Source organism: Rathayibacter sp. AY2B5 (genome assembly GCF_002931645.1).
GTDB lineage: Bacteria > Actinomycetota > Actinomycetes > Actinomycetales > Microbacteriaceae > Rathayibacter.
Window position 1 is genome coordinate 204,117 of record NZ_PSUE01000002.1, and the last position, 20,741, is coordinate 224,857.

The window sequence follows — 20,741 nt, forward strand, 5'->3', positions numbered from 1 at the left end:
ATTCCTCCGCGAAATCAATCGGTCATCTCTCCGGTGCACGCTGGTGCGGAGGCCTCGACGACACCCCTACGACACGAAGGCGAGTACGAAGTGGCACAGTCCGACGGAACTCCCGGAAACTCCGCTCTGCGCGAGAGCGTCGCTGCTCTCCGCGACAACCCCCGCGCCACGGTCCTGGTCATCGGCGGTGGCATCAACGGCATCGGGACCTTCCGCGAGCTCGCGCTCAACGGCGTCGACGTCGCCCTCGTCGAGCGCGGCGACTACGTCTCCGGTGCCTCGAGCGCCTCGAGCCACATGATCCACGGCGGCATCCGCTACCTCGAGAACGGCGAGTTCCGACTCGTCAACGAGGGCGTGCACGAGCGCAACGGCCTGCTGAAGATCGCTCCCCATTACGTGAAGCCGCTGCAGACGACGATCCCGATCTACTCGACGTTCTCGGGCATCCTCGCGGCTCCGCTGCGCTTCCTGACCCACAAGTCGGGCAAGCCGCAGGAGCGCGGTGCGCTGCTGATCAAGGTCGGCCTCACGATGTACGACTTCTTCTCCCGCGACGGCGGCACGGTCCCGCGCCACCAGTTCCACGGGCGCAAGCGCTCGCTGAACGAGCTCCCCAAGCTCGACCCGAAGATCAAGTACACCGCCACCTACTTCGACGCCTCCGTGCACGAGCCCGAGCGCCTCGCGCTCGACGTGCTCCACGACGCGCTGATCGGCGGCAGGAAGGCCCGCGCGGCCAACTACGTCGAGGCCGTCGGCGCCGACGAGAAGGGCGTCGTCCTCCGCGACCGCGAGTCCGGCGAGGAGTTCACCTTCGCGGCGGACGTCGTCGTCAACGTCTCCGGACCGTGGACCGACTTCACCAACACGGCCCTCGGCACGTCCACGAAATTCATGGGCGGCACCAAGGGCTCGCACATCGTGCTCGACAACCCCGAGCTGGTCGAGGCCTGCGAGGGTCGCGAGATGTTCTTCGAGCACAGCGACGGACGCATCGTCCTCATCTACCCGCTCAAGGGCCGCGTGATGGTCGGCACGACCGACATCGACGCCGACCCCACGAAGCCGGCGGTGTGCACGGAGGAGGAGATCGACTACTTCTTCGAGCTCGTCAACCACGTCTTCCCGGCCATCCGCGTGGACCGTTCGCAGATCGTCTTCAAGTTCTCCGGCATCCGCCCGCTGCCCCGCCACGACGACGAGGCCCCGGGCTTCGTCTCCCGCGACTACCGCATCGAGCCCTCGACGCTCCCCGGCAACGGCTCGCCCGTGCTCAGCCTGGTCGGCGGCAAGTGGACGACGTTCCGCGCCCTGTCGGAGCACCTCTCGAACGAGGTCTTCAAGCGGATCGGCGTGACCCGTCGCGTCTCCACCGTGAAGACCCCCATCGGAGGCGGCAAGGGCTTCCCGCGCACCGACGCGTCCCGCGCGCAGTGGATCAGCCAGCACCGCTCCGGGCTCTCCTCGGCCCGCACGGGCCAGCTGCTCGAGCGCTACGGCACCCGCGCGCAGGAGGTCATCGAGGCCCTGGCCGACGGACACGACGAGGCGCTCGACTTCGACAAGGACTTCACCACCGGTGAGATCCGCTACCTCGCCCAGCGCGAGAGCGTGGTGCACCTCATCGACCTGGTGATGCGCCGCACCAACCACGCCTTCACGGGCGGCCTGAGCCGCGAGCTCCTCGAGGAGCTCGCCGAGCACACGGGCGCCGTGCTGGGCTGGGACGACGCCGCCCGCGCGTCGGAGGTCGACGCGACCATCGCGCACCTCAAGGAGTACAACGGCGTCGACGTCGGGGGCACCTCGGTGCAGACCCCGACGGCCGTGCCCGCCTCCTGATCGGCGATCAGGCGCGGATCGACGGAAGCCCCGGACCGAGGACCACCTCGACCGGGGCTTCCGTCGTGACAACGCACAAACGTGCACGCGCCGTTCCTTGTCGCTAGGACAGGGCGCCGATAACTTCACACCGTCGGGCATCGAAGCCCGCCGCGGACGCCTGTGCGCGTCCGTCTTACGAAAAGGAAAAGGTCAACGTGGACAATCTCGGAGTGGTCTTCCTCGCCGAAGTCGTGGGAACGGCCATGCTCGTGCTCCTCGGCTGCGGTGTCGTCGCCAACGTCGCGCTCGTGAAGAGCAAGGGTCTCAACGGCGGAACCCTCATGGTCAACATCGGCTGGGGCTTCGCGGTCTTCGCCGGTGTGATCGTCTCGTACAACTCGGGGGCGCACCTCAACCCCGCGGTCACCCTGGGCCTCGTCGCGAGCGGAGCGACCGAGTTCGGATCCGGCGTGCCCGTCAACATCGTCTCGATCCTCGTCTACATCCTCGCCCAGATGATCGGTGCGATCCTCGGTGCCGTCTTCTGCTGGCTCGCCTACAAGCAGCACTTCGACGAGGAGCCCGACGCGGCGAACAAGCTCGGCGTCTTCTCGACCGGCCCGGCGATCCGCTCGTACGGCTGGAACTTCGTCACCGAGGTCATCGGCACCTTCGTCCTCGTCTTCGTCGTCATCGGCTTCGGCGGCGGACGTCAGGGCGACGGCGGTCTGGCCGCGCTCGGCGCGCTGCCCGTCGCCATCCTGGTGATCGCGATCGGCGCCTCCCTCGGCGGCCCGACCGGCTACGCCATCAACCCCGCCCGCGACCTCGGCCCCCGCATCGCGCACGCTCTCCTGCCGATCAAGGGCAAGGGCTCGAGCGACTGGAGCTACGCCTGGGTGCCCGTCGCCGGCCCGATCGTCGGTGGAGTGCTCGCGGGCCTCGCCTCGCTCGTGCTGCTCCCGGTCCTCTAGACCGCCGCGCTTCCTTTCACCCCCGTTACGAAGGAGTAATCATTCATGGCTGACTACGTCATCGCTATCGACCAGGGGACCACGTCGTCCCGCGCGATCATCTTCGACAAGAAGGGATCGATCGTCTCCACCGGCCAGAAGGAGCACGAGCAGATCTTCCCGCGCGCCGGCTGGGTCGAGCACGACCCGATCGAGATCTGGAACAACGTCCGCGAGGTGATCGGCCAGGCTCTCTCCCGCGCCGACCTGACCCGCCACGACATCGCCTCCGTCGGCATCACCAACCAGCGCGAGACCGCTGTCGTCTGGGACAGGACGACCGGCAAGCCCGTCTACAACGCCATCGTCTGGCAGGACACCCGCACCCAGTCGATCGTCGACCGCCTCGCCGGCGACGAGGGCGCTGACCGCTTCAAGTCGATCGTGGGCCTCCCGCTCGCGACCTACTTCTCCGGCACCAAGATCGTCTGGATCCTCGAGAACGTCGAGGGTGCGCGCGAGAAGGCCGAGGCGGGCGACCTGATCTTCGGCACGACGGACACCTGGGTCCTCTGGAACCTGACCGGCGGCATCGACGGCGGCGTCCACAAGACCGACGTCACCAACGCCTCCCGCACCCTGTTCCTCGACCTCGAGACCCTCGAGTGGCGCGACGACATCCTCGAGGCCTTCGGGGTCCCGAAGTCGATGCTCCCCGAGGTCTGCTCCTCCTCCGAGGTCTACGGCCACGTCGAGTCCTCGTCGCTGCTGCGCGAGGTCCCGATCGCCGGCATCCTCGGCGACCAGCAGGCCGCGACCTTCGGCCAGGCGGCGTTCGATCCGGGCGAGGCGAAGAACACCTACGGCACCGGCAACTTCCTGATCTTCAACACGGGCACCGAGATCGTCCACTCGAAGAACGGTCTGCTCACCACCATCGGCTACAAGCTCGGCGACGGCGAGGTGCACTACGCGCTCGAGGGCTCGATCGCGGTCTCCGGCTCGCTGATCCAGTGGCTGCGCGACAACCTGGGCCTCATCGGCTCGGCCCCCGAGGTCGAGGCGCTGGCCGCCACCGTCGAGGACAACGGAGGCGCGTACTTCGTCCCCGCCTTCTCGGGTCTGTTCGCCCCCTACTGGCGCTCCGACGCCCGCGGAGCCCTCGTCGGCCTCACCCGCTACGTCAACAAGGGCCACATCGCCCGCGCCGCGCTCGAGGCGACCGCCTTCCAGACCCGCGAGGTCCTGGACGCGGTCAACGCCGACTCCAGCGTCCCCCTGCAGGAGCTCAAGGTCGACGGCGGAATGATCGCCAACAACCTGCTCATGCAGTTCCAGGCCGACATCCTCGGCGTCCCGGTCGTCCGACCGGTCGTCGCGGAGACCACCGCGCTCGGAGCGGCCTACGCAGCCGGACTCGCGGTCGGCTTCTGGGAGAACCTCGACGACCTGCGCCAGAACTGGCAGGAGGACTCGCGCTGGACCCCGCAGATGGACCAGGACGAGGCCGCCCGCCAGTACCGCCTCTGGAAGAAGGCCGTCACCAAGACCTTCGACTGGATCGACGAGGACGTGCAGTAGTTTTCTCCGCGGCAGTCCCTGCCTGCCGCGGCGCGGTCGGCTCGTCGAGGCGGTCTCGTCTCGGGGAGCGGGTCGCGTCCGGCTAGGGGACAACGCTGACACGCGTTCTCCCCGTTCACCTCGTGCGGCGAGCGGATGACGTGAGTCCGTTCACGGTGAAGCGCCCTGTCCGACCCTCGGGTCGGGTGGGGCGCTTCGTCGTTCCGACGACGGCGCAACGGCTATCGCAACGGGGTGGTTCGGGGACACCCATGCTGGTCGAGTGGTCGCCGCAGACGGCTCATCGAGACCCGGCAATTCGGACGTGCATGCTGGTCGCTTAGTCGCTGCAGGCGGCTTATCGAGACCAGACCCGGGCGGGGCCTCAGTCCGCCGACAGCCCGAGCTGCGCGTCCAGCTCGTCCAGGGAGCCGATCCGGCGCACGCCCAGCTCGACCGCCTCGGGCGGCAGCACGCGGCCGTGCTCGGGACCGCCGACGCGGTCGAGCCAGACGCCGCGCAGGCCCGCAGCGGCCGCTCCGACGGCGTCGGTGCCGAGCCGGTCGCCGACGTAGAGGGCCTCCTCCGGAGAGACCCCGAACCGCTCGCAGGCGATCGCGAAGATCCGCGCGTCCGGCTTGGTGACGCCGACGTCGCCGGAGGCGACCACGTGCTCGAAGCGACCGGAGAGGCCCGTGCCCTCGATCTTCCCCCGCTGGAAGTCGAGCACGCCGTTGGTGATGACGCCGAGGCGGAACCCGGTGGCGCCGAGCCGGTCGAGGACGGGCAGCGCGTCGTCGTGGAGGGTCCAGGCGGCGACGTAGTGCTCGAGGTATCCGCGGAACCAGGAGCTCGCCTCCTCGGGAGTCAGCCCGACTCCGGCCTCCGCGGCGAAGTCCGTGGCGCGCGCCCGGCGCTGGCCCTCGTAGTCGAGCTCGCCCGCGAGGTAGCGGTGGTAGCGCTCCTCCTCGAGCAGGTGCCAGCGGCGCTGCACGTCGGCCGGCTCGCCGGCGTAGGCGGCGCCGAGCGAGGCGGCGTACGCGACGATCCCCTCCCGCACAGCGCGGGCATGGGCGAAGAGGGTGTCGTCGAGGTCGAAGAGCGCGAGCCGCAGCACGGCCGCCTCAGCGGACGCGGCGGAGGAGGCCGACGGAGTCGTAGACGGCGGCGAGCGTGCGCTCCGCGGTCTCGGACGCGCGGTCGGCGGCGAGGGAGAGGACCCGGTCGAGCTCGGCCGGGTCGGCGAGCAGCTCCGCGGTCCGCGCGCGGATCGGGTCGAAGGTGGCGGCGACCACCTCGACGAGGCCCTTCTTGAGGTCCCCGTAGCCGCGGCCCGCGTACTCCTGCTCCAGCGACTCGACGGAGCGGTCGGCGAGGACCGAGTAGATCGTCAGCAGGTTCGAGACGCCGGGCTTCGCCGCCCGGTCGAAGCGCACCTCCGACTCGGTGTCCGTCACGGCGCGCATGATCTTCTTCGCGGTCGCCTTCGGCTCGTCGAGCACGCTGAGCAGGCCCGCATCCGACTCCGCCGACTTCGACATCTTGGCGCCCGGGTTCTGCAGGTCGAAGATCTTCGCGGTCTCGCGCACGATGTGGGGCTCCGGCACGGCGAAGGTCTCGCCGAAGCGCGAGTTGAAGCGCGCGGCGAGATCGCGGGTGAGCTCCAGGTGCTGGCGCTGGTCCTCGCCGACCGGCACCGCGTCCGTCTGGTACAGCAGGATGTCGGCCGCCATCAGGATCGGGTAGGTGAACAGGCCCACCGAGGCGGCCTCAGCGCCCTGCTTCGCCGACTTGTCCTTGAACTGCGTCATCCGGCTGGCCTCGCCGAAGCCGGTCAGGGTGTTGAGGACCCAGGCGAGCTCGGCGTGAGCGGGCACGTGGGACTGGATGAAGAGGGTCGAGCGCGCGGGGTCGATGCCCGCGGCGATGTACTGCGCGGCGGTCGCGCGGGTGCGCTCGCGGAGCTGCTGCGGGTCCTGCGGGACCGTGATCGCGTGCAGGTCGACGACGCAGAAGTAGGCGTCGAAGTCCGCCTGCATCGCGACCCACTGGGTCAGCGCGCCGATGTAGTTGCCGAGGTGCAGCGACCCGGAGGAGGGCTGCATGCCGGAGAAGATGACGGGCTTGGCGCCCGGGGTGCTGGGAGTCATGGGTGGCCTCGAGGGGTCGGTTCGCGGGGGAGAGGGTCAGAGCTCGTAGTCGACGACCACGGGGGAGTGGTCGGACCAGCGGGTGTCGTAGGAGGCGGCGCGGTCGACCTCGTAGCTGCGGGCGAGGTCGGCGAGCGCGGGCGTGGCGAGCTGGTAGTCGAGGCGCCAGCCGGTGTCGGTGTCGAAGGCCTGGCCGCGCTGCGACCACCACGTGTACGGTCCGGGCACCTCGCCCGCGAACCGGCGGCCGAGGTCGACCCAGCCCAGTCCGGCACCGGCGTTGTAGTCCGGGTCGCCCTCGGCGCCGACGAAGCGGTCGACGTAGGCGCGCTCCTCCGGGAGGAAGCCGGCCTTCTTGACGTTGCCCTTCCAGTTCTTGATGTCGAGCGTGCGGTGGCCGACGTTGAGGTCGCCCATCACCACGGCGAGCTCGCTGTGCGCCTGGATCTCGGGCAGGCGCGCCTCCATCGCGTCGAGGAAGCGGTACTTCTCGACCTGCTTGGGGGTGCCGACCTCGCCGGAGTGGACGTAGGTGGAGACGACGGTGAGCGAGCGGCCGCCGACCTCGTAGTCGGCCTCGAGCCAGCGTCCGGCCGAGTCGAAGTCGTCGGCGCCGAACGTCACCCGGTGGATCGTGGCGCGCCTGCGCGAGGCGAGAGCGACTCCGGCGCGCCCCTTGGCGGTCGCCTCGTCGTGCAGCACGTCCCACTCGTCCCCGAGGAGCCCCGTGAGGTCGTCCGTGGAGGCGCGGACCTCCTGCAGGGCCAGGACGTCGACGTCGCGCGCGGCGAGCCAGTCGCCCATCCCCTTGCGGTAGGCGGCGCGGACGCCGTTCACGTTGACGGAGGCGATGCGGAGGGTGCTGCGAGTCACCGGAGCAGTCTATTCGGAGCCGCGGAGCGGGCCGCCCGGCCGCGCTCGCACCCCGGAACGCGGAAGCCGGCGGCCGCCTCGCGCGACTCCCTCGGAGAGGGGGAGGAGCGCGGAGGCGACCGCCGGCGGGACCGCTCAGGACGGTCGGTCGGAGGGGATCAGGCGGGGACGGCCTGCGCGGTGGCGGGCTCGGGCACCTCGGCGACCACGGGGGCGCGCTTGATGCTCTTCGCGATGATCACGCAGACGGCCGTGACGACCATGCCCACCAGGATGGCGACCAGGTAGAGGATCGGCTGCCCGACGAGCCCGGTGACCCAGACGCCGCCGTGCGGGGCGCGGAGGGTGGAGCCGAAGAGCGCGACGAGCGCACCCGTGACGGCCGAGCCGACCATGGCGGACGGGATCACGCGCAGCGGGTCGACCGCGGCGAACGGGATGGCCCCCTCCGAGATGAAGGACGCGCCCAGCAGGTAGGCGGCCTTGCCGTTCTGGCGCTCGGCGTCGGTGAACAGGCGCTTGCGGAGCGTCGTGGCCAGGGCCAGACCCAGCGGCGGGGTCATGCCGGCGGCCATGACGATCGCCATCACCTTGAACTGCACGGAGTTCGGGTCGCCGTCGGCGGGGACGGAGGCGAGGCCGGTGGTCGCGAAGGCGTAGGCCACCTTGTTGACCGGACCGCCCATGTCGAACGCCATCATGAGGCCGAGGATGATCCCCAGGATGATCAGGTTGCCGCCCGAGAGGCCCGAGAGCCAGGACGACAGGCCCTCGCTCAGTGCGCGGAGCGGCGCTCCGAGCACCACGAACATCAGGAAGCCGGTGATGAAGGTGGCGATCAGGGGGATGATCACGACGGGCATCAGCGACTTGAACGCCGCGGGGAGCTTGATCCGCGAGATGTAGAGGGCCGCGTAGCCGGCGATGAAGCCGGAGGCGAGACCGCCCAGGAAGCCCGCGCCGACGGTGACCGCGACCGCGCCGCCGAGGAAGCCCGGCGCGATGCCGGGACGGTCGGCGATGCCGAAGGCGATGAAGCCCGAGAGCACCGGCACCAGGAACGCGAAGGTCGCGCTTCCGATCAGGAACATCACTCCGGCCCAGTCGGTGATGTTCGCGACGTTGAAGCCGTCGTCGATGATCTGCTGGGCCGTGAAGTCGACGATCCGGTAGCCGCCGAACAGGAACGACAGCGCGATCAGCAGACCGCCCGCCGCGACGAACGGGATCATGTAGGAGACGCCGGTCATCAGGTTCTGGCGGATGCGCGTGCCGACGCCGACCTTCTTCGGCGCGGCGGGGGCCGCGGCCGGAGTCGAGCGGGCGGGGGCGGACGCGGCGGAGCCGGAGCCGCGGAGGGCCAGAGCGCGGTCGAGGACCTCGTCCGGCTTGGACAGGGCCTCGGCGACGCCCACCTGGAGGATCGGCTTGCCGGCGAAGCGGTCCTTGCCGCGGACCTCGAGGTCGGCGGCGAGGATGACGACGTCCGCGGCGGCGATGTCGGCCGCGGTCATCTCGTCCGAGCCGGCCGCGCCCTGGGTCTCGACGTGGATCGGGTAGCCGCGCTTCTTCGCGGCCTGCTCGAGCGCCTCCGCCGCCATGTACGTGTGGGCGATGCCCGCGATGCAGCTGGTCACGGCGACGAAGCGCGGGCCGGAGGCGGGGCTCGCGGCGGGCGCGTCCTGCACCTTCGCCACGGCGCGGTCGATGACGTCGGCCGCCTTCGCGAGCGCCTCCGACGTGCCCACCTCGAGGGTGGGCTTCCCGGCGAAGCGCTCCTTGCCGCGGACCTCGAGGTCGGCGGCGAGGATCACGACGTCGGCGTCGGCGATGGTCCGGTCCGACATGGGATCGGACCCCGCGGCGCCCTGGGTCTCGACCTGGATCTCGTACCCCTTCTTCTTCGCGGCCTGCTCGAGGGCCTCGGCCGCCATGTAGGTGTGCGCGATGCCGGCGATGCAGCTCGTGACGGCGACGATCCTCATGAGACGACGACCTCTCGGGCGATGATGTCCGCGACCTCCTGGCCGCTGGCGGCGGCGCGGAGGGAACCGGTGAAGGACTCGTGGATCAGCTTGCGGGCGAGCTGGGCGAGGATCTTGAGGTGCGCCTGGTCGGCGCCGTCCGGAGCCGCGATCAGGAAGATCAGGTCGGCCGGGCCGTCGGGGGCGCCGAAGTCGACGCCCTGCTTCGCGATGCCGACCGCCACGCTGGGCGAGACGACGTGGGAGGAGCGGGCGTGGGGGATCCCGATGCCGCCGGGCATGCCGGTCGCCATCTGCGACTCGCGGTCGCGGACGTCGGCGAGGAAGCCGTCGAGGTCGGTGACGCGGCCGGCGTCGGCGAGCGTCTTCGCGAGCTGCGCGGTGGCCTCGTCCTTCGTGGCGGCGGTGAGGTCGACGATGACCGTCGACGCCTCGGTGAGAGCAGTCATGCGCTCAGTTCTCCAATCGGGAGGGTGGGGTCGGGGTTCTCGACGACGGAGACGTCGTCGAGGCGGAGGGAGTCGGGACCCGGGGCTTCGCTGCCCGGGAGCTGGACGGCGGCGGTACCCCACGCGACTGCTGTCGCGAGGCGCTCCGCCTCCGTGGCGTCGACGGCCGAGAGGTAGCCGGCGAGCGTGCTGTCGCCGGCGCCGACGGTGCTGAGGGGCACGACGGCGGGGGCGCCCGCCCACCACGACGCGTGCGCCGTGACGAGGAGGGCGCCGTGCTCTCCGAGGCTGACGAGCGCTCGCGCGTCGGGCAGCTGCAGGAGTTCACGGGCTCCGGCGACGACGTCTCCGACCGTCGTCAGGGAGCGGCCGAGGAGCTCCTCGAGCTCCTCGAGGTTGGGCTTCACCAGGGTGGCGGTGCCGGCCGCGATGATCGCGGTCAGGGGGGCTCCCGAGGTGTCGACGGCGAGGGGGACGCCGAAGTGCAGGGCGAGGCGGCCGAGGGCGGGGTAGAAGTCCGCTCCCAGTCCCGGGGGGACGCTGCCGCAGGCGACGAGCCAGCGGGGCGAGGCCGAGACGTGCTCGCCGATCAGCTCGGAGAGGGCGTGAGCCTCCTCCTCCGTGACGGCGGGGCCGGGCTCGTTGATCTTGGTGGTGCGGCCCGTCCGGTCGTCGACCACGGTGATGTTGGTGCGGATCGGGTGGGCGATCGCCGCACTGGCCGAGCGGACTCCGGCGGCCCGGAGCATCGTGGACAGGTCGACGCCGGTGGAGGCGTCGGCCGGGTAGACCGCGGTCGCCTCGACGCCGTTGCGCGCGAGGGCACGGGCGACGTTGACGCCCTTGCCGGCCGGGTCGCGCCGCACGTCGTGCGCGCGGTTGACCTCGCCGACGGCGAAGCCGCTCGTGGAGAGGGTGACGTCGATGCTCGGGTTGGCGGTGACGGTGACGATCATGCGCGGACGACCTCCGGGCCGGCCGACTCGATGTCGTCGGCGAGCTCGTCGTCGACATCGGCGTCGGTGATGACGGTGTCGACCGCGGACAGCGGAGCGACGTGCCCGAAGTCCTGCCGGCCGAACTTCGAGTGGTCGGCGAGGACCACGACCCGGCGCGCGGAGGCGATGATCGCGGACTTGACGACGGCCTCGTCGAGATCGGGGGTGGTGAGCCCGCGCTCGAGGCTGAGGCCGTTCGTGCCGATGAAGGCGACGTCCACCGAGACCGTGGAGAGGGCCTGGGCGGCCCACGGCCCGACGGCGGCCTGCGTGACTCCGCGCAGGTGCCCGCCGATGAGGTGGAGGTCGATGTTGGGCCGGCCGACGAGCGCCATCGCGACGGGGAGGGAGTGGGTGACGACCGTCAGCCGGCGGTCCAGGGGGAGCAGCTCCGCCAGCCGCACCGTGGTGGTGCCGGCGTCGATGGCGATCGAGCCGCCGTCGGGCACCTCGGCGAGGGCCGCGGTGGCGATGCGGTCCTTCTCGCCGGCGAGGTGTCCCTCGCGGGCGGCGACCTCGGGCTCGATGCCCAGCCGCTCGACGGGGATGGCGCCGCCGTGCGCACGGCGCAGCAGGCCCCGCTTCTCGAGGCTGGTGAGATCGCGGCGGATCGTCTCCGGCGTCACGGCGAGGGAGATGGCGAGGTCGCGGACCTCGACGCGCCCGTCGGTGCGGGCGCGGTCCAGGATCGCCTGGTGCCGCTCCGGTGCGTACATGTGGACTCCGTCGTCTCGCCGTGGGTGGTGCGCCGGATCCGCGGTGTCGTTGCCGACCTCGAATCTGCGTTTACCTCTTTTTAGACCCGTTCAGGAGGGAAGTCAACAGAAACGGACAGAATCGGCAGGCGGAATCGGGCTCGGCGACGCCGGGAAGACCGGGAAGCGGACCGCCGGGTCAGGCGGCGAGCTGCTCGAGCTCCTCCTCGAGCTGCGCGAGCTGGCGCTCCAGGCGCCGTCGTTTCAGGAGGGACGCCTCCGGCAGCGCGGCGCGAAGCCGCTCGCGCTCGGCCTCGGCGAGGGTGCGGCGGGCGGTGCGCAGCTGCTCCTCCCGCTCCTTCTCGCGCTCCTCCGGCGTGAGCTTGCGCGCCGAGATCCCGGCGTCGCTCATCCCGACGGAGATCCACGACGCGGCGATCAGGATCACCTGGCAGACGAGGTTGAACCAGATCAGCAGACCGATGAGGACCGCGAACGAGGCGAGCAGCGGATTGCGGGAGGCACCGCCCAGCAGCTGCGTCCCGAGGACCTTGAGCGCGCCGAGAGCGATCCCGCCGAGCAGAGAGCCCGCCCAGAGGTTCTTCCAGGGGATCGAGATGCCCGAGAGGATGCGGAAGGAGCCGGCGAGCGTGCCCGTGTCCAGGGCGAGCATGATCAGCAGGCCGACCGCGCTGCCGGCGAGACGGGCCGGCATCGACTCGCTGCCGATCCCGAGGAAGCCGAACGCCACGTCCACCAGCGAGGTCGAGAACACCGAGAGACCGGCCGAGACCAGCAGCACCGCCCCGAAGACCAGGGCGAGCCCCGCGTCCTTGAGCTTGAGCAGGACGAAGAGGGTCGTGGGTCCGGGGAGCGAGAAGAGCAGCCGGACCGCCTGGCGCAGGCTCCCCAGGAAGTTCAGCGCCGTCCAGAGCAGGCCGGCGGCCGCGATCGCACCCGTCCAGCCGAGGATCGACGAGTCGAGCAGGTCGTCCACCGACACGAGCGCGTTCTTCCCGCCGATCAGGCCGGGGACGGAGCGGGTCACCAGATCGAGGAGGGAGTCGCGCAGCACCGAGTCGTCGCGCACCCAGAAGCCGAAGACGGCGAAGAAGACGAAGAGCGCCGCGAAGACCGCGAACAGGGCCTGGAAGGCGAGTCCGGAGGCGAAGAGGGGCCCGCCGGTCTCGGAGTAGTGGAGCATCACCCGCACCGGCCGCGTCCGCATGACCCGCTCGAACAGGCCTGGGATCCCGCGGGGAGTGTCGGCCGCCTCGGTCATTCCTCCAGCGTACTGAGGCCTCGCGGCGCTCCCGTGCACGCGCCCGCCTGCACGCAGGAACGCGTCCGGCCCGCCGGATCCGAGGATCCCGGCGGGCCGGACGCGTTCGCGAGGGGGAGGATCAGGCGCGGCCGCGGATGACGGCCTGCTTCACCTCGGCGATCGCCTGCGTGATCTGGATGCCGCGCGGGCACGCCTCCGTGCAGTTGAAGGTCGTGCGGCAGCGCCACACGCCCTCCTTGTCGTTGAGGATGTCCAGGCGCGCTCCACCGGCGTCGTCGCGCGAGTCGAAGATGAAGCGGTGGGCGTTCACGATCGCCGCAGGGCCGAAGTACTGCCCGTCGGTCCAGAACACGGGGCAGGACGACGTGCACGCGGCGCAGAGGATGCACTTCGTGGTGTCGTCGAAGCGGGCGCGATCGGCGACCGACTGCACGCGCTCCTTGCCCTTGGGTGCCGGGGTGTTGGCGACCAGGAACGGCTGCACCTCGCGGTAGGAGGCGAAGAACGGCTCCATGTCGACGACGAGGTCCTTCTCGAGGGGCAGGCCCTTGATCGCCTCGATGTAGATCGGCTGCGAGATGTCGAGATCCTTGATCAGCGTCTTGCAGGCCAGGCGGTTGCGGCCGTTGATCCGCATCGCGTCGGATCCGCAGATGCCGTGCGCGCACGAGCGGCGGAAGGTCAGCGATCCGTCCTGGTCCCACTTGATGCGGTGCAGGGCGTCGAGGACGCGGTCGGTCGAGTACATCTCGACGTCGAAGTCCTGCCAGCGCGGCTCGGCGTCCACCTCGGGGTCGAAGCGGCGGATGATGAACGTGACGGTGAACGCCTCCGGGGCCGCGGGGGCGGCGGGCGGCTGCTCGAGGGTAGCGGTCGACATGGCTAGTACTTCCTCTCCATCGGCTGGTACCGGGTGATCACGACGGGCTTCCAGTCGAGCCGGATGTGGTCACCGGCGTCGGAGGAGTGGGCGTCACCGGAGAGGTACGCCATCGTGTGCTGCATGTAGTTCTCGTCGTCGCGCTTCGGGAAGTCGTCGCGCATGTGGCCGCCGCGGCTCTCCTTGCGGTTGCGCGCCGAGTAGACGACGACCTCGGCGAGGTCGAGCAGGAAGCCCAGCTCGACGGCCTCGAGGAGGTCGGTGTTGAAGCGCTTGCCCTTGTCCTGCACCGAGATGTTGCGGAACCGGTCGCGCAGGCGCTGGATGGTCCCGGTGACGGCCTCGAGGGACTCGTCGGTGCGGAACACCTGGGCGTTCTTGTCCATCTCGTCCTGCAGCTCCTTGCGGATCGAGGCGATCCGCTCGGTGCCGGTCGCGGAGCGGAGCGAGGCGAGCATGTCGCGGATCGCGCCGGCCGGGTCGGCGGGCAGGGGGGTGAAGTCGACCGTCTTGGCGTAGTCGGCGGCGTTGTTGCCGCTGCGCTTGCCGAAGACGTTGATGTCGAGGAGGGAGTTGGTGCCGAGGCGGTTGGAGCCGTGCACCGAGACGCACGCGCACTCGCCGGCGGCGTAGAGGCCGGGGACGACGGTCGTGTTGTCCGAGAGCACCTCGGCCTTGACGTTGGTCGGGATGCCGCCCATCGCGTAATGCGCGGTCGGCATGACGGGGACCGGCTCGACGACGGGGTCGACGCCCAGGTAGGTGCGGGCGAACTCGGTGATGTCGGGGAGCTTGGTCTCGAGGACCTCGGCGCCCAGGTGGGTGCAGTCCAGCAGCACGTAGTCCTTGTGCGGTCCGGCGCCGCGGCCCTCCGCCACCTCCTGGACCATGCAGCGGGCGACGATGTCGCGCGGCGCGAGGTCCTTGATGGTGGGGGCGTAGCGCTCCATGAAGCGCTCGCCCGAGGCGTTGCGGAGGATCGCACCCTCTCCTCGCGCTCCCTCGGTGAGGAGGATGCCGAGGCCGGCGAGGCCGGTCGGGTGGAACTGGAAGAACTCCATGTCCTCCAGGGGGAGGCCCTTGCGCCAGATGATGCCGACGCCGTCGCCGGTGAGGGTGTGCGCGTTGGAGGTGGTCTTGTAGATCTTGCCGAAGCCGCCGGTCGCGAAGATGATCGCCTTCGCCTGGAAGACGTGCAGCTCGCCCGTGGCCAGCTCGTAGGCGACGACGCCGGAGGGCTTGGCCACTCCGTCGACCTCGGTCATCACCAGGTCGAGGACGTAGAACTCGTTGTAGAAGTTGATGCCGAGCCGGACGCAGTTCTGGAACAGCGTCTGCAGGATCATGTGGCCGGTGCGGTCGGCCGCGTAGCAGGCGCGGCGGACGGGCGCCTTGCCGTGGTCGCGGGTGTGGCCGCCGAAGCGGCGCTGGTCGATCTTGCCCTCCTCGGTGCGGTTGAAGGGCAGGCCCATGTTCTCGAGGTCGATGACCGCGTCGATGGCCTCCTTCGCGAGGATCTCGGCCGCGTCCTGGTCGACGAGGTAGTCGCCGCCCTTGACGGTGTCGAAGGTGTGCCACTCCCAGCTGTCCTCCTCGACGTTCGCGAGGGCGGCGGCCATGCCGCCCTGCGCCGCTCCGGTGTGGGAGCGGGTCGGGTACAGCTTCGAGATCACGGCCGTCCTCGCCTTGGGGCCGGCCTCGATGGCCGCGCGCATCCCGGCACCGCCGGCGCCGACGATGACGACGTCGAACTGGTGGTAGTGGACGCCGTCGGGTCCGACCGTCTGCGCGAAGGCGCTCTGGTCGGCGCCGGTGTGGGAGTGGCCTGGTGTGCTCACGGGGTGGGTGCTCCGTCGTACGGGGATGGGAGGGGGAGGTGCCGGGACGCGGTGCCGCGGACCGGGAGGGGCGCGGGCCCCTCTCCGATCCGCGGCACCGTGGTCACGCTGCGCAGAAGGAGGGCAGCAGGTCCGCGGCGGTGCCGGCGGGGCACGGGTCGAACGCGAAGACGACCCAGGTGCCGAGCGCGATCAGCGCCACGACGGCGACGAGGATGCCGCCCTTGAAGGCCTTGGCCAGCAGGGGCGAGGTCGCGTAGTCGTTGACCAGCGTGCGCATGCCGTTGCCGCCGTGGATCAGCGCGAGCCACAGCATGAGGACGTCCCACCACTGCCAGAACGGGTTCGCCAGCTTGCCGCCGACGAAGCCGAAGTCGATGGCCTTGATGCCGTCGCCCAGCAGCAGGTTGTAGATGAGGTGCCCGAAGATCAGGACGATCAGCACGACGCCGGAGGCGCGCATGTAGATCCAGCCCCACTTCTCCCAGTTGGTGCCGGAGGAGCGGGTCGGGGTGTGCGGGGTCCGCGGTGCGGCGACGGTGCTCAATGCGCACCCCCCTCGCTGAAGACGTTGATCAGGTGGCGCGGCGCGAAGCCGAGCATCAGCACGACCCAGAGGCCCATGACGACCCAGAAGAGGACGCGCTGGTTGCGGGTCGCCCAGCTCCAGAAGTCGACCAGGATGATCCGCAGGCCGTTCAGCGCGTGGAACGCGATGGCGCCCACGAGCCCGGTCTCGCCGAGTCCCATGATCGGGTTCTTGTACGTGCCGATGACCGCGTTGTACGCCTCGGGGCTCACGGCGATGAGAGCGGAGTCGAGGACGTGGACGAGGAGGAAGAAGAAGATGGCGACACCGGTGATCCGGTGGAGCACCCACGACCACATGCCTTCGCGACCGCGGTACAGGGTGCCGGCCGGACGCCGGATCTTCCCCTGCTTCCGGGGTGCGAGGGTTTGAGCAGCTTGAACTGACACGAACAACCCTCCCTGGTTGTGCTCCGACGGCCTGACCTGTTCCCACGTCGCGTGGACGGGGACGGGGCGGGGAGCGACGAGAAACTCGCCCTCCGATTCTAAGCGCGCTCGCAGGCGGGCGCGGCTTAGGCGAGCCTTAGCTGCGGGGCAGGGCAAGGGCGGGCGCCCCCGCGGTCGCGTAGTGCGCGAGGAGCTCGTCGGTGAGCGCGCTCCAGGTGCGGTGGAGCACGCGGCGGCGGCCCGCCTCGCCGAGCCGGGCGCGCAGTGCGGGATCTCGGACCAGGCGCTCCACCTGTCGGCGGAGGTCGGAGTCGCTCTCGGGCGCGTAGAGCAGGCCGTCCACGCCGTGCTCGATGAGGTCGGTGGGGCCGCCCGCGTGCGGCGCGACCACGGCGGTGCCGGACGCCTGCGCCTCCTGGACCGTCTGGCCGAACGTCTCCTCCGTGCCGGTGTGCACGAAGACGTCGAGCGCGGCGAAGACCGCCGGCAGCCGGTCGCCGTCGAGCCGGCCGAGCATCCGCGCCGCCGGGCCGAGGGCGGCGGCGACCCGGGCGGAGGAGGGGCCGTAGCCGCCCACGACCAGCTCCGCGTGCGGGAGGGAGGCGAGTGCCGCCATCCGCTCCACCCTCTTCTCGGGGGAGAGGCGCCCGATGTAGCCGACGAGCGCGTCATCGGCGCCGAGTCCGGCTCGGACGGCCTGCGCGTAGGGGGAGGAGCGGCGGCGCGGGTGGAAGCGCTCGCTCTGCACGCCGCGGCCCCACAGCGCGGTGCGCTCGATGCCGGCGGCGGCGAGGTCGTCGAGGGCGCTGGTGGAGGGGGCGAGGGTCAGGTCCGCCCCGGCGTGGATCTGGCGGATCACCCGCCAGGCGAGGGCGCGGGCGCCGCGGATGCCGTAGCGGGCCGCGAATCGCGCGACGTCCGTCTGGTAGATCGCGACACTCGGCACCCCGAGCCGGCCGGCCGAGGCGATGGCGCGGGCGCCGAGGAGGAAGGGCGAGGCGACGTGCACCACGTCGGGCTCGAAGTCGGCCAGCTCCCGGGTGAGGGCGAGCGTGGGGATCCCGACCGGGAAGTCGCGGTAGGCGATCGCCGGGTGCTCCACGACGCGGTGGCCCGCGTAGTGGCCCGGCGCCCCCGCGGCCGGGCAGACGACGAGCGCCTCGATCCCGCGCTCCGCGAACTCGTCGAGCACCCGCAGGACGCTCGTGGTCACGCCGTTCAACGACGGCAGGAAGCTCTCGGTGACGACCGCGACTCTCACGCCCCGGACGCTACGGCGGCGGGATGAACGGCGGCGCGCGCCCGGGTGAACGGACGGTCGCGCTCGGGCTCCCTTGTATCCTGCGGACATGACATCACCTGAGACCGATGGCCGCGCCCCGCTCGACCGCTTCTACAGCGTGATCCCCGCCGGCGGGATCGGCTCGAGGCTGTGGCCGCTCTCCCGGGCCGACGCCCCGAAGTTCCTGCACGATCTGACGGGATCGGGACAGACCCTCCTCCGCGACACCTGGGACCGCCTCGCGCCCATCTCGGGCGCCGACCGGATCATGGTCGTGACCGGGCGCGCGCACCGCGCCGCCGTCGAGGAGCAGCTCGAGAGCCTCGAGGACCTCAACGTCGTCCTCGAGAGCGAGCCGCGCGACTCGTCCGCCGCGATCGGCCTGGCCGCCGCCATCCTCGAGCGCCGCCAGCCGGGCGTGATCATCGGCTCGTTCGCCGCCGACCACGTCATCAGCGGTCAGCAGCTGTTCCACGACGCGGTCGCCGAGGCCGTCGTCGCGGCGGACGCGGGCTACATCGCGACCATCGGCATCACGCCGACCGAGCCTGCCGTGGGCTTCGGCTACATCCGCACGGGGAAGCACCTCGGGATCGACGGGGCGACGCACACGCTCGCCGTCGACTCCTTCGTCGAGAAGCCCGACGCCGACACCGCGCGCGCCTATCTCTCCAGTGGTCAGTACCTCTGGAACGCGGGCATGTTCATCGCCCGCGCCGACCGCCTCCTCGAGGAGCTCGGCCGCGCCAAGCCGAAGCTGCTCGCCGGACTGCTCGAGCTCGCCGCCGCGTGGGACACCCCGGAGCGCGGCGCGGTCGTCGACCGCATCTGGCCGGGCCTGGAGAAGATCGCGATCGACTACTCCGTCGCCGAGCCGGCCGCGGCCGCGGGCAAGCTGGCCGTCGTGCCCGGCCACTTCTCCTGGGACGACGTGGGCGACTTCGCCTCGATCGCGAAGCTGCACTCGAGCGGACTCCGCTCGGACCTCGCCATCCTCGGCGAGGACGCGCGTGTTCTGGCCGACTCCGCGACGGGCATCGTCGTCAGCGGCGGCAACCGCACCATCGCCCTCATCGGAGTGAAGGACATCGTCGTCGTGGACACCCCCGACGCACTCCTGGTGACCACGACCGAGAACGCCCAGAAGGTCAAGGGCGTCGTCGACGCCCTGCGCCTCTCCGGCCGCACGGACGTCCTCTAGCCCTCCGTCCCACCCGTCGAAGCGCGGCCCTCCCCTCGGAGGCGCCGCGCTTCGCCGTTCCGCCCCTCGCCTCATGCGCGTGCGGCGGTCCCGATACGCCGTTCGCGCGGCGACTCGACCACCCTCGATGAGGGCCTCGGCCGTCGCCCTGGGTGCTGGTGGCTGGGTCTCGATAGGCCGCTTCCGCGGCAACTCGACCACTATGGAGGAGCATCGCGTCGAGCCCGACCGCGCGCAGCGCGGAGCTCCTCCGAACGCCTTCGACATCCGGCAGCAGGGGAGAGGGCCGCGAGCCGGAATCGCGTGCCAAGCGATTCAGGCCAGCCCGACGCGACTCGCTCTGCGGAAAGCACCCGTCGCGAAGCCGACCGCGCCGAGCCGCTCCGCGGCTCGGAATCGAGCCCAGCCGACCGCGCCGAGCCGCCCCGCGGCTCGGAATCGAGCACAGCGACCGCGCCGAGCCGCTCCGCGGCTCGGAATCGAGCACAGCCGACCGCCCCGCGACACGCTCCGCATGTCGCGAAGATCAACACTGTGTAACTCTTCCTGACCACCACCGTCCGGGCGGCTGAGCGGCTTGTCACATTGGGTAACGTGTGGGGATCGACGCCCTGCTGCGCTCGTCGCGCGGGGCCGCATTCCTGGAGGACGACATCTTGACTATCACCTCGCGTAAGGCCGCGTTCGGCGGTCTCGCCGCCCTCGGCGTCACCGCGCTTCTCGCCGGTTGCGCCTCCGCCCCCGAGGAGAGCGGCTCCAGCGCCGCCGCCGGTGGCGACTTCCTGCCCTGCATGGTCTCCGACGCGGGCGGGTTCGACGACAAGTCGTTCAACGAGCTCGGCTACAACGGCCTCGTGAAGGCCTCGGAGGACCTCGGCGTCACGCCGAAGACCGTCACCTCGGAGTCCGAGACGGACTACGCCCCGAACCTGACCAGCCTCGTCGACCAGGGCTGCAACCTGATCATCACCGTCGGCTTCGCGCTGGCCGAGGCCACGTCGGCCGCGGCCGAGGCGAACACGGACATCGACTTCGCGATCATCGACGACGCGTCGATCGACCTGCCGAACGTCAAGCCGATCACCTTCGACACCTCGCAGGCGGCGTTCCTCGCCGGCTACGCGGCCGCGTCGTACTCCAAGACCGGCGTCGTCGGCACCTACGGCGGCCAGCAGTTCCCGACCGTCACGATCTTCATGGACGGCTACGCCGACGGCGTGAAGTACTACAACGAGCAGAAGGGGAAGGACGTCAAGGTCGTCGGCTGGGACGTCGACGCGCAGACCGGCTCCTTCACCGGCGGCTTCGCGGCGGGCGTCGAGGCCAAGTCGGCCGCGCAGTCGCTGATCGACCAGAACGCGGACGTCATCCTCCCCGTCGGCGGTCCGATCTTCCAGTCGGCGATCGAGGCGATCCGCGACTCCGGCAAGGACATCGCGATGGTCGGCGTGGACGCGGACCTGTACGAGACCTACCCCGACGGCGCCGACCTGTACCTGACCTCGATCCTCAAGGGCATCGAGGCCGGCACGACCGACGTCACCAGCTCCGCCGGAGCCGACGACTTCGACCCCACTCCCTTCGTGGGCACCCTCGAGAACGACGGAGTCGGCATCGCGCCGTTCCACGACTTCGAGTCGAAGGTCTCGGGCGACCTGCAGGGCGAGCTCGACACCATCAAGGCGGGCATCATCGACGGCTCCATCACCGTCACCTCCCCGTCCGCTCCCGCGGCGTCCTAGCCGCTTACTCGAAGAGGCCGGCGGGCCCGAGCACACCTCGGGACC

18 protein-coding genes are annotated in these 20,741 nt (G+C 70.8%); 5 read left to right on the top strand and 13 right to left on the bottom strand.

Annotated features, from left to right (window positions below; genetic code table 11):
- Nucleotides 1-90 precede the first annotated feature (90 nt).
- From C5C30_RS02590 to glpK, 3 genes are all read left to right on the top strand, one after another.
- Nucleotides 91-1,845 (top strand): glycerol-3-phosphate dehydrogenase/oxidase, encoded by a 1,755-nt coding sequence (locus C5C30_RS02590; RefSeq protein WP_258061232.1) that lies wholly within the window; start codon nucleotides 91-93, stop codon nucleotides 1,843-1,845.
- A gap of 245 nt (nucleotides 1,846-2,090) precedes the next feature.
- Nucleotides 2,091-2,801: an MIP/aquaporin family protein gene (locus C5C30_RS02595; protein ID WP_374952909.1), complete on the top strand. Its 711-nt coding sequence runs from the start codon at nucleotides 2,091-2,093 to the stop codon at nucleotides 2,799-2,801.
- A gap of 45 nt (nucleotides 2,802-2,846) precedes the next feature.
- The gene (gene glpK, locus C5C30_RS02600; RefSeq protein ID WP_104333123.1) at nucleotides 2,847-4,361 is read left to right on the top strand and encodes a glycerol kinase GlpK; all 1,515 of its coding nucleotides are present in this window, start codon (nucleotides 2,847-2,849) and stop codon (nucleotides 4,359-4,361) included.
- Between the two features lie 364 nt (nucleotides 4,362-4,725).
- On the opposite strand, the gene C5C30_RS02605 is transcribed toward glpK, so the two are convergent.
- From C5C30_RS02605 to C5C30_RS02670, 13 genes are all read right to left on the bottom strand, one after another.
- The gene (locus C5C30_RS02605) at nucleotides 4,726-5,457 is read right to left on the bottom strand and encodes an HAD family hydrolase (RefSeq protein WP_104333124.1); all 732 of its coding nucleotides are present in this window, start codon (nucleotides 5,455-5,457) and stop codon (nucleotides 4,726-4,728) included.
- A 7-nt stretch (nucleotides 5,458-5,464) separates the two neighbouring features.
- A complete protein-coding gene (trpS, locus tag C5C30_RS02610) occupies nucleotides 5,465-6,490 on the bottom strand; it encodes a tryptophan--tRNA ligase (protein ID WP_104273085.1) in 1,026 nt (341 codons plus the stop codon).
- A gap of 36 nt (nucleotides 6,491-6,526) precedes the next feature.
- Nucleotides 6,527-7,363 (bottom strand): exodeoxyribonuclease III, encoded by an 837-nt coding sequence (locus tag C5C30_RS02615; protein ID WP_104223192.1) that lies wholly within the window; start codon nucleotides 7,361-7,363, stop codon nucleotides 6,527-6,529.
- Nucleotides 7,364-7,521: 158 nt separating this feature from the next.
- Entirely contained in the window at nucleotides 7,522-9,348 is a 1,827-nt protein-coding gene (locus C5C30_RS02620; RefSeq protein WP_104232839.1) for a PTS fructose-like transporter subunit IIB, read from the bottom strand.
- Entirely contained in the window at nucleotides 9,345-9,797 is a 453-nt protein-coding gene (locus C5C30_RS02630) for a PTS sugar transporter subunit IIA (protein WP_097166616.1), read from the bottom strand. The genes C5C30_RS02620 and C5C30_RS02630 overlap by 4 nt, the downstream gene beginning before the upstream one ends.
- Nucleotides 9,794-10,753 carry a 1-phosphofructokinase family hexose kinase gene (locus C5C30_RS02635; RefSeq protein WP_104226424.1) on the bottom strand — a complete coding sequence of 320 codons (960 nt, stop codon included), beginning with the start codon at nucleotides 10,751-10,753 and terminating at the stop codon, nucleotides 9,794-9,796. Before C5C30_RS02635 ends, C5C30_RS02630 begins: the two co-directional genes overlap by 4 nt.
- Entirely contained in the window at nucleotides 10,750-11,511 is a 762-nt protein-coding gene (locus C5C30_RS02640; RefSeq protein ID WP_104273084.1) for a DeoR/GlpR family DNA-binding transcription regulator, read from the bottom strand. The genes C5C30_RS02635 and C5C30_RS02640 overlap by 4 nt, the downstream gene beginning before the upstream one ends.
- Nucleotides 11,512-11,689: 178 nt before the next feature.
- Nucleotides 11,690-12,772, bottom strand: coding sequence for a YhjD/YihY/BrkB family envelope integrity protein (locus C5C30_RS02645; protein WP_104223189.1), 1,083 nt, complete (start codon nucleotides 12,770-12,772; stop codon nucleotides 11,690-11,692).
- A 121-nt stretch (nucleotides 12,773-12,893) separates the two neighbouring features.
- Nucleotides 12,894-13,655: a succinate dehydrogenase iron-sulfur subunit gene (locus C5C30_RS02650; RefSeq protein WP_068254543.1), complete on the bottom strand. Its 762-nt coding sequence runs from the start codon at nucleotides 13,653-13,655 to the stop codon at nucleotides 12,894-12,896.
- Between the two features lie 2 nt (nucleotides 13,656-13,657).
- Nucleotides 13,658-15,394 carry a succinate dehydrogenase flavoprotein subunit gene (gene sdhA, locus C5C30_RS02655; RefSeq protein ID WP_244230709.1) on the bottom strand — a complete coding sequence of 579 codons (1,737 nt, stop codon included), beginning with the start codon at nucleotides 15,392-15,394 and terminating at the stop codon, nucleotides 13,658-13,660.
- Nucleotides 15,395-15,596: 202 nt separating this feature from the next.
- Nucleotides 15,597-16,040 carry a succinate dehydrogenase hydrophobic membrane anchor subunit gene (locus C5C30_RS02660; RefSeq protein WP_104223187.1) on the bottom strand — a complete coding sequence of 148 codons (444 nt, stop codon included), beginning with the start codon at nucleotides 16,038-16,040 and terminating at the stop codon, nucleotides 15,597-15,599.
- On the bottom strand, nucleotides 16,037-16,471 hold the full coding sequence (gene sdhC, locus C5C30_RS02665; protein ID WP_374952907.1) for a succinate dehydrogenase, cytochrome b556 subunit: 435 nt from the start codon (nucleotides 16,469-16,471) through the stop codon (nucleotides 16,037-16,039). The genes C5C30_RS02660 and sdhC overlap by 4 nt, the downstream gene beginning before the upstream one ends.
- A 136-nt stretch (nucleotides 16,472-16,607) precedes the next feature.
- Nucleotides 16,608-17,732: a glycosyltransferase family 1 protein gene (locus C5C30_RS02670; RefSeq protein ID WP_181065415.1), complete on the bottom strand. Its 1,125-nt coding sequence runs from the start codon at nucleotides 17,730-17,732 to the stop codon at nucleotides 16,608-16,610.
- Between the two features lie 88 nt (nucleotides 17,733-17,820).
- On the opposite strand from C5C30_RS02670, the gene C5C30_RS02675 reads away from it, so the two are divergent.
- Both C5C30_RS02675 and C5C30_RS02680 read left to right on the top strand, forming a co-directional pair.
- Complete coding sequence (locus C5C30_RS02675) at nucleotides 17,821-18,954, top strand: mannose-1-phosphate guanylyltransferase (protein ID WP_104223184.1); 1,134 nt, start codon at nucleotides 17,821-17,823, stop codon at nucleotides 18,952-18,954.
- 656 nt (nucleotides 18,955-19,610) lie between these two features.
- Entirely contained in the window at nucleotides 19,611-20,696 is a 1,086-nt protein-coding gene (locus C5C30_RS02680; protein ID WP_104246690.1) for a BMP family protein, read from the top strand.
- Nucleotides 20,697-20,741: the final 45 nt, after the last annotated feature.

Coding starts and splice junctions, on each gene's coding strand:
- C5C30_RS02640 (WP_104273084.1), bottom strand. CDS start 11,511: ATGTACGCACCGGAGCGGCACCAGGCGATCCTGGACCGCGCCCGCACC.
- trpS (WP_104273085.1), bottom strand. CDS start 6,490: ATGACTCCCAGCACCCCGGGCGCCAAGCCCGTCATCTTCTCCGGCATG.
- C5C30_RS02630 (WP_097166616.1), bottom strand. CDS start 9,797: ATGACTGCTCTCACCGAGGCGTCGACGGTCATCGTCGACCTCACCGCC.
- C5C30_RS02650 (WP_068254543.1), bottom strand. CDS start 13,655: ATGTCGACCGCTACCCTCGAGCAGCCGCCCGCCGCCCCCGCGGCCCCG.
- C5C30_RS02635 (WP_104226424.1), bottom strand. CDS start 10,753: ATGATCGTCACCGTCACCGCCAACCCGAGCATCGACGTCACCCTCTCC.
- C5C30_RS02595 (WP_374952909.1), top strand. CDS start 2,091: ATGCTCGTGCTCCTCGGCTGCGGTGTCGTCGCCAACGTCGCGCTCGTG.
- C5C30_RS02645 (WP_104223189.1), bottom strand. CDS start 12,772: ATGACCGAGGCGGCCGACACTCCCCGCGGGATCCCAGGCCTGTTCGAG.
- C5C30_RS02675 (WP_104223184.1), top strand. CDS start 17,821: ATGACATCACCTGAGACCGATGGCCGCGCCCCGCTCGACCGCTTCTAC.
- C5C30_RS02620 (WP_104232839.1), bottom strand. CDS start 9,348: ATGAGGATCGTCGCCGTCACGAGCTGCATCGCCGGCATCGCGCACACC.
- glpK (WP_104333123.1), top strand. CDS start 2,847: ATGGCTGACTACGTCATCGCTATCGACCAGGGGACCACGTCGTCCCGC.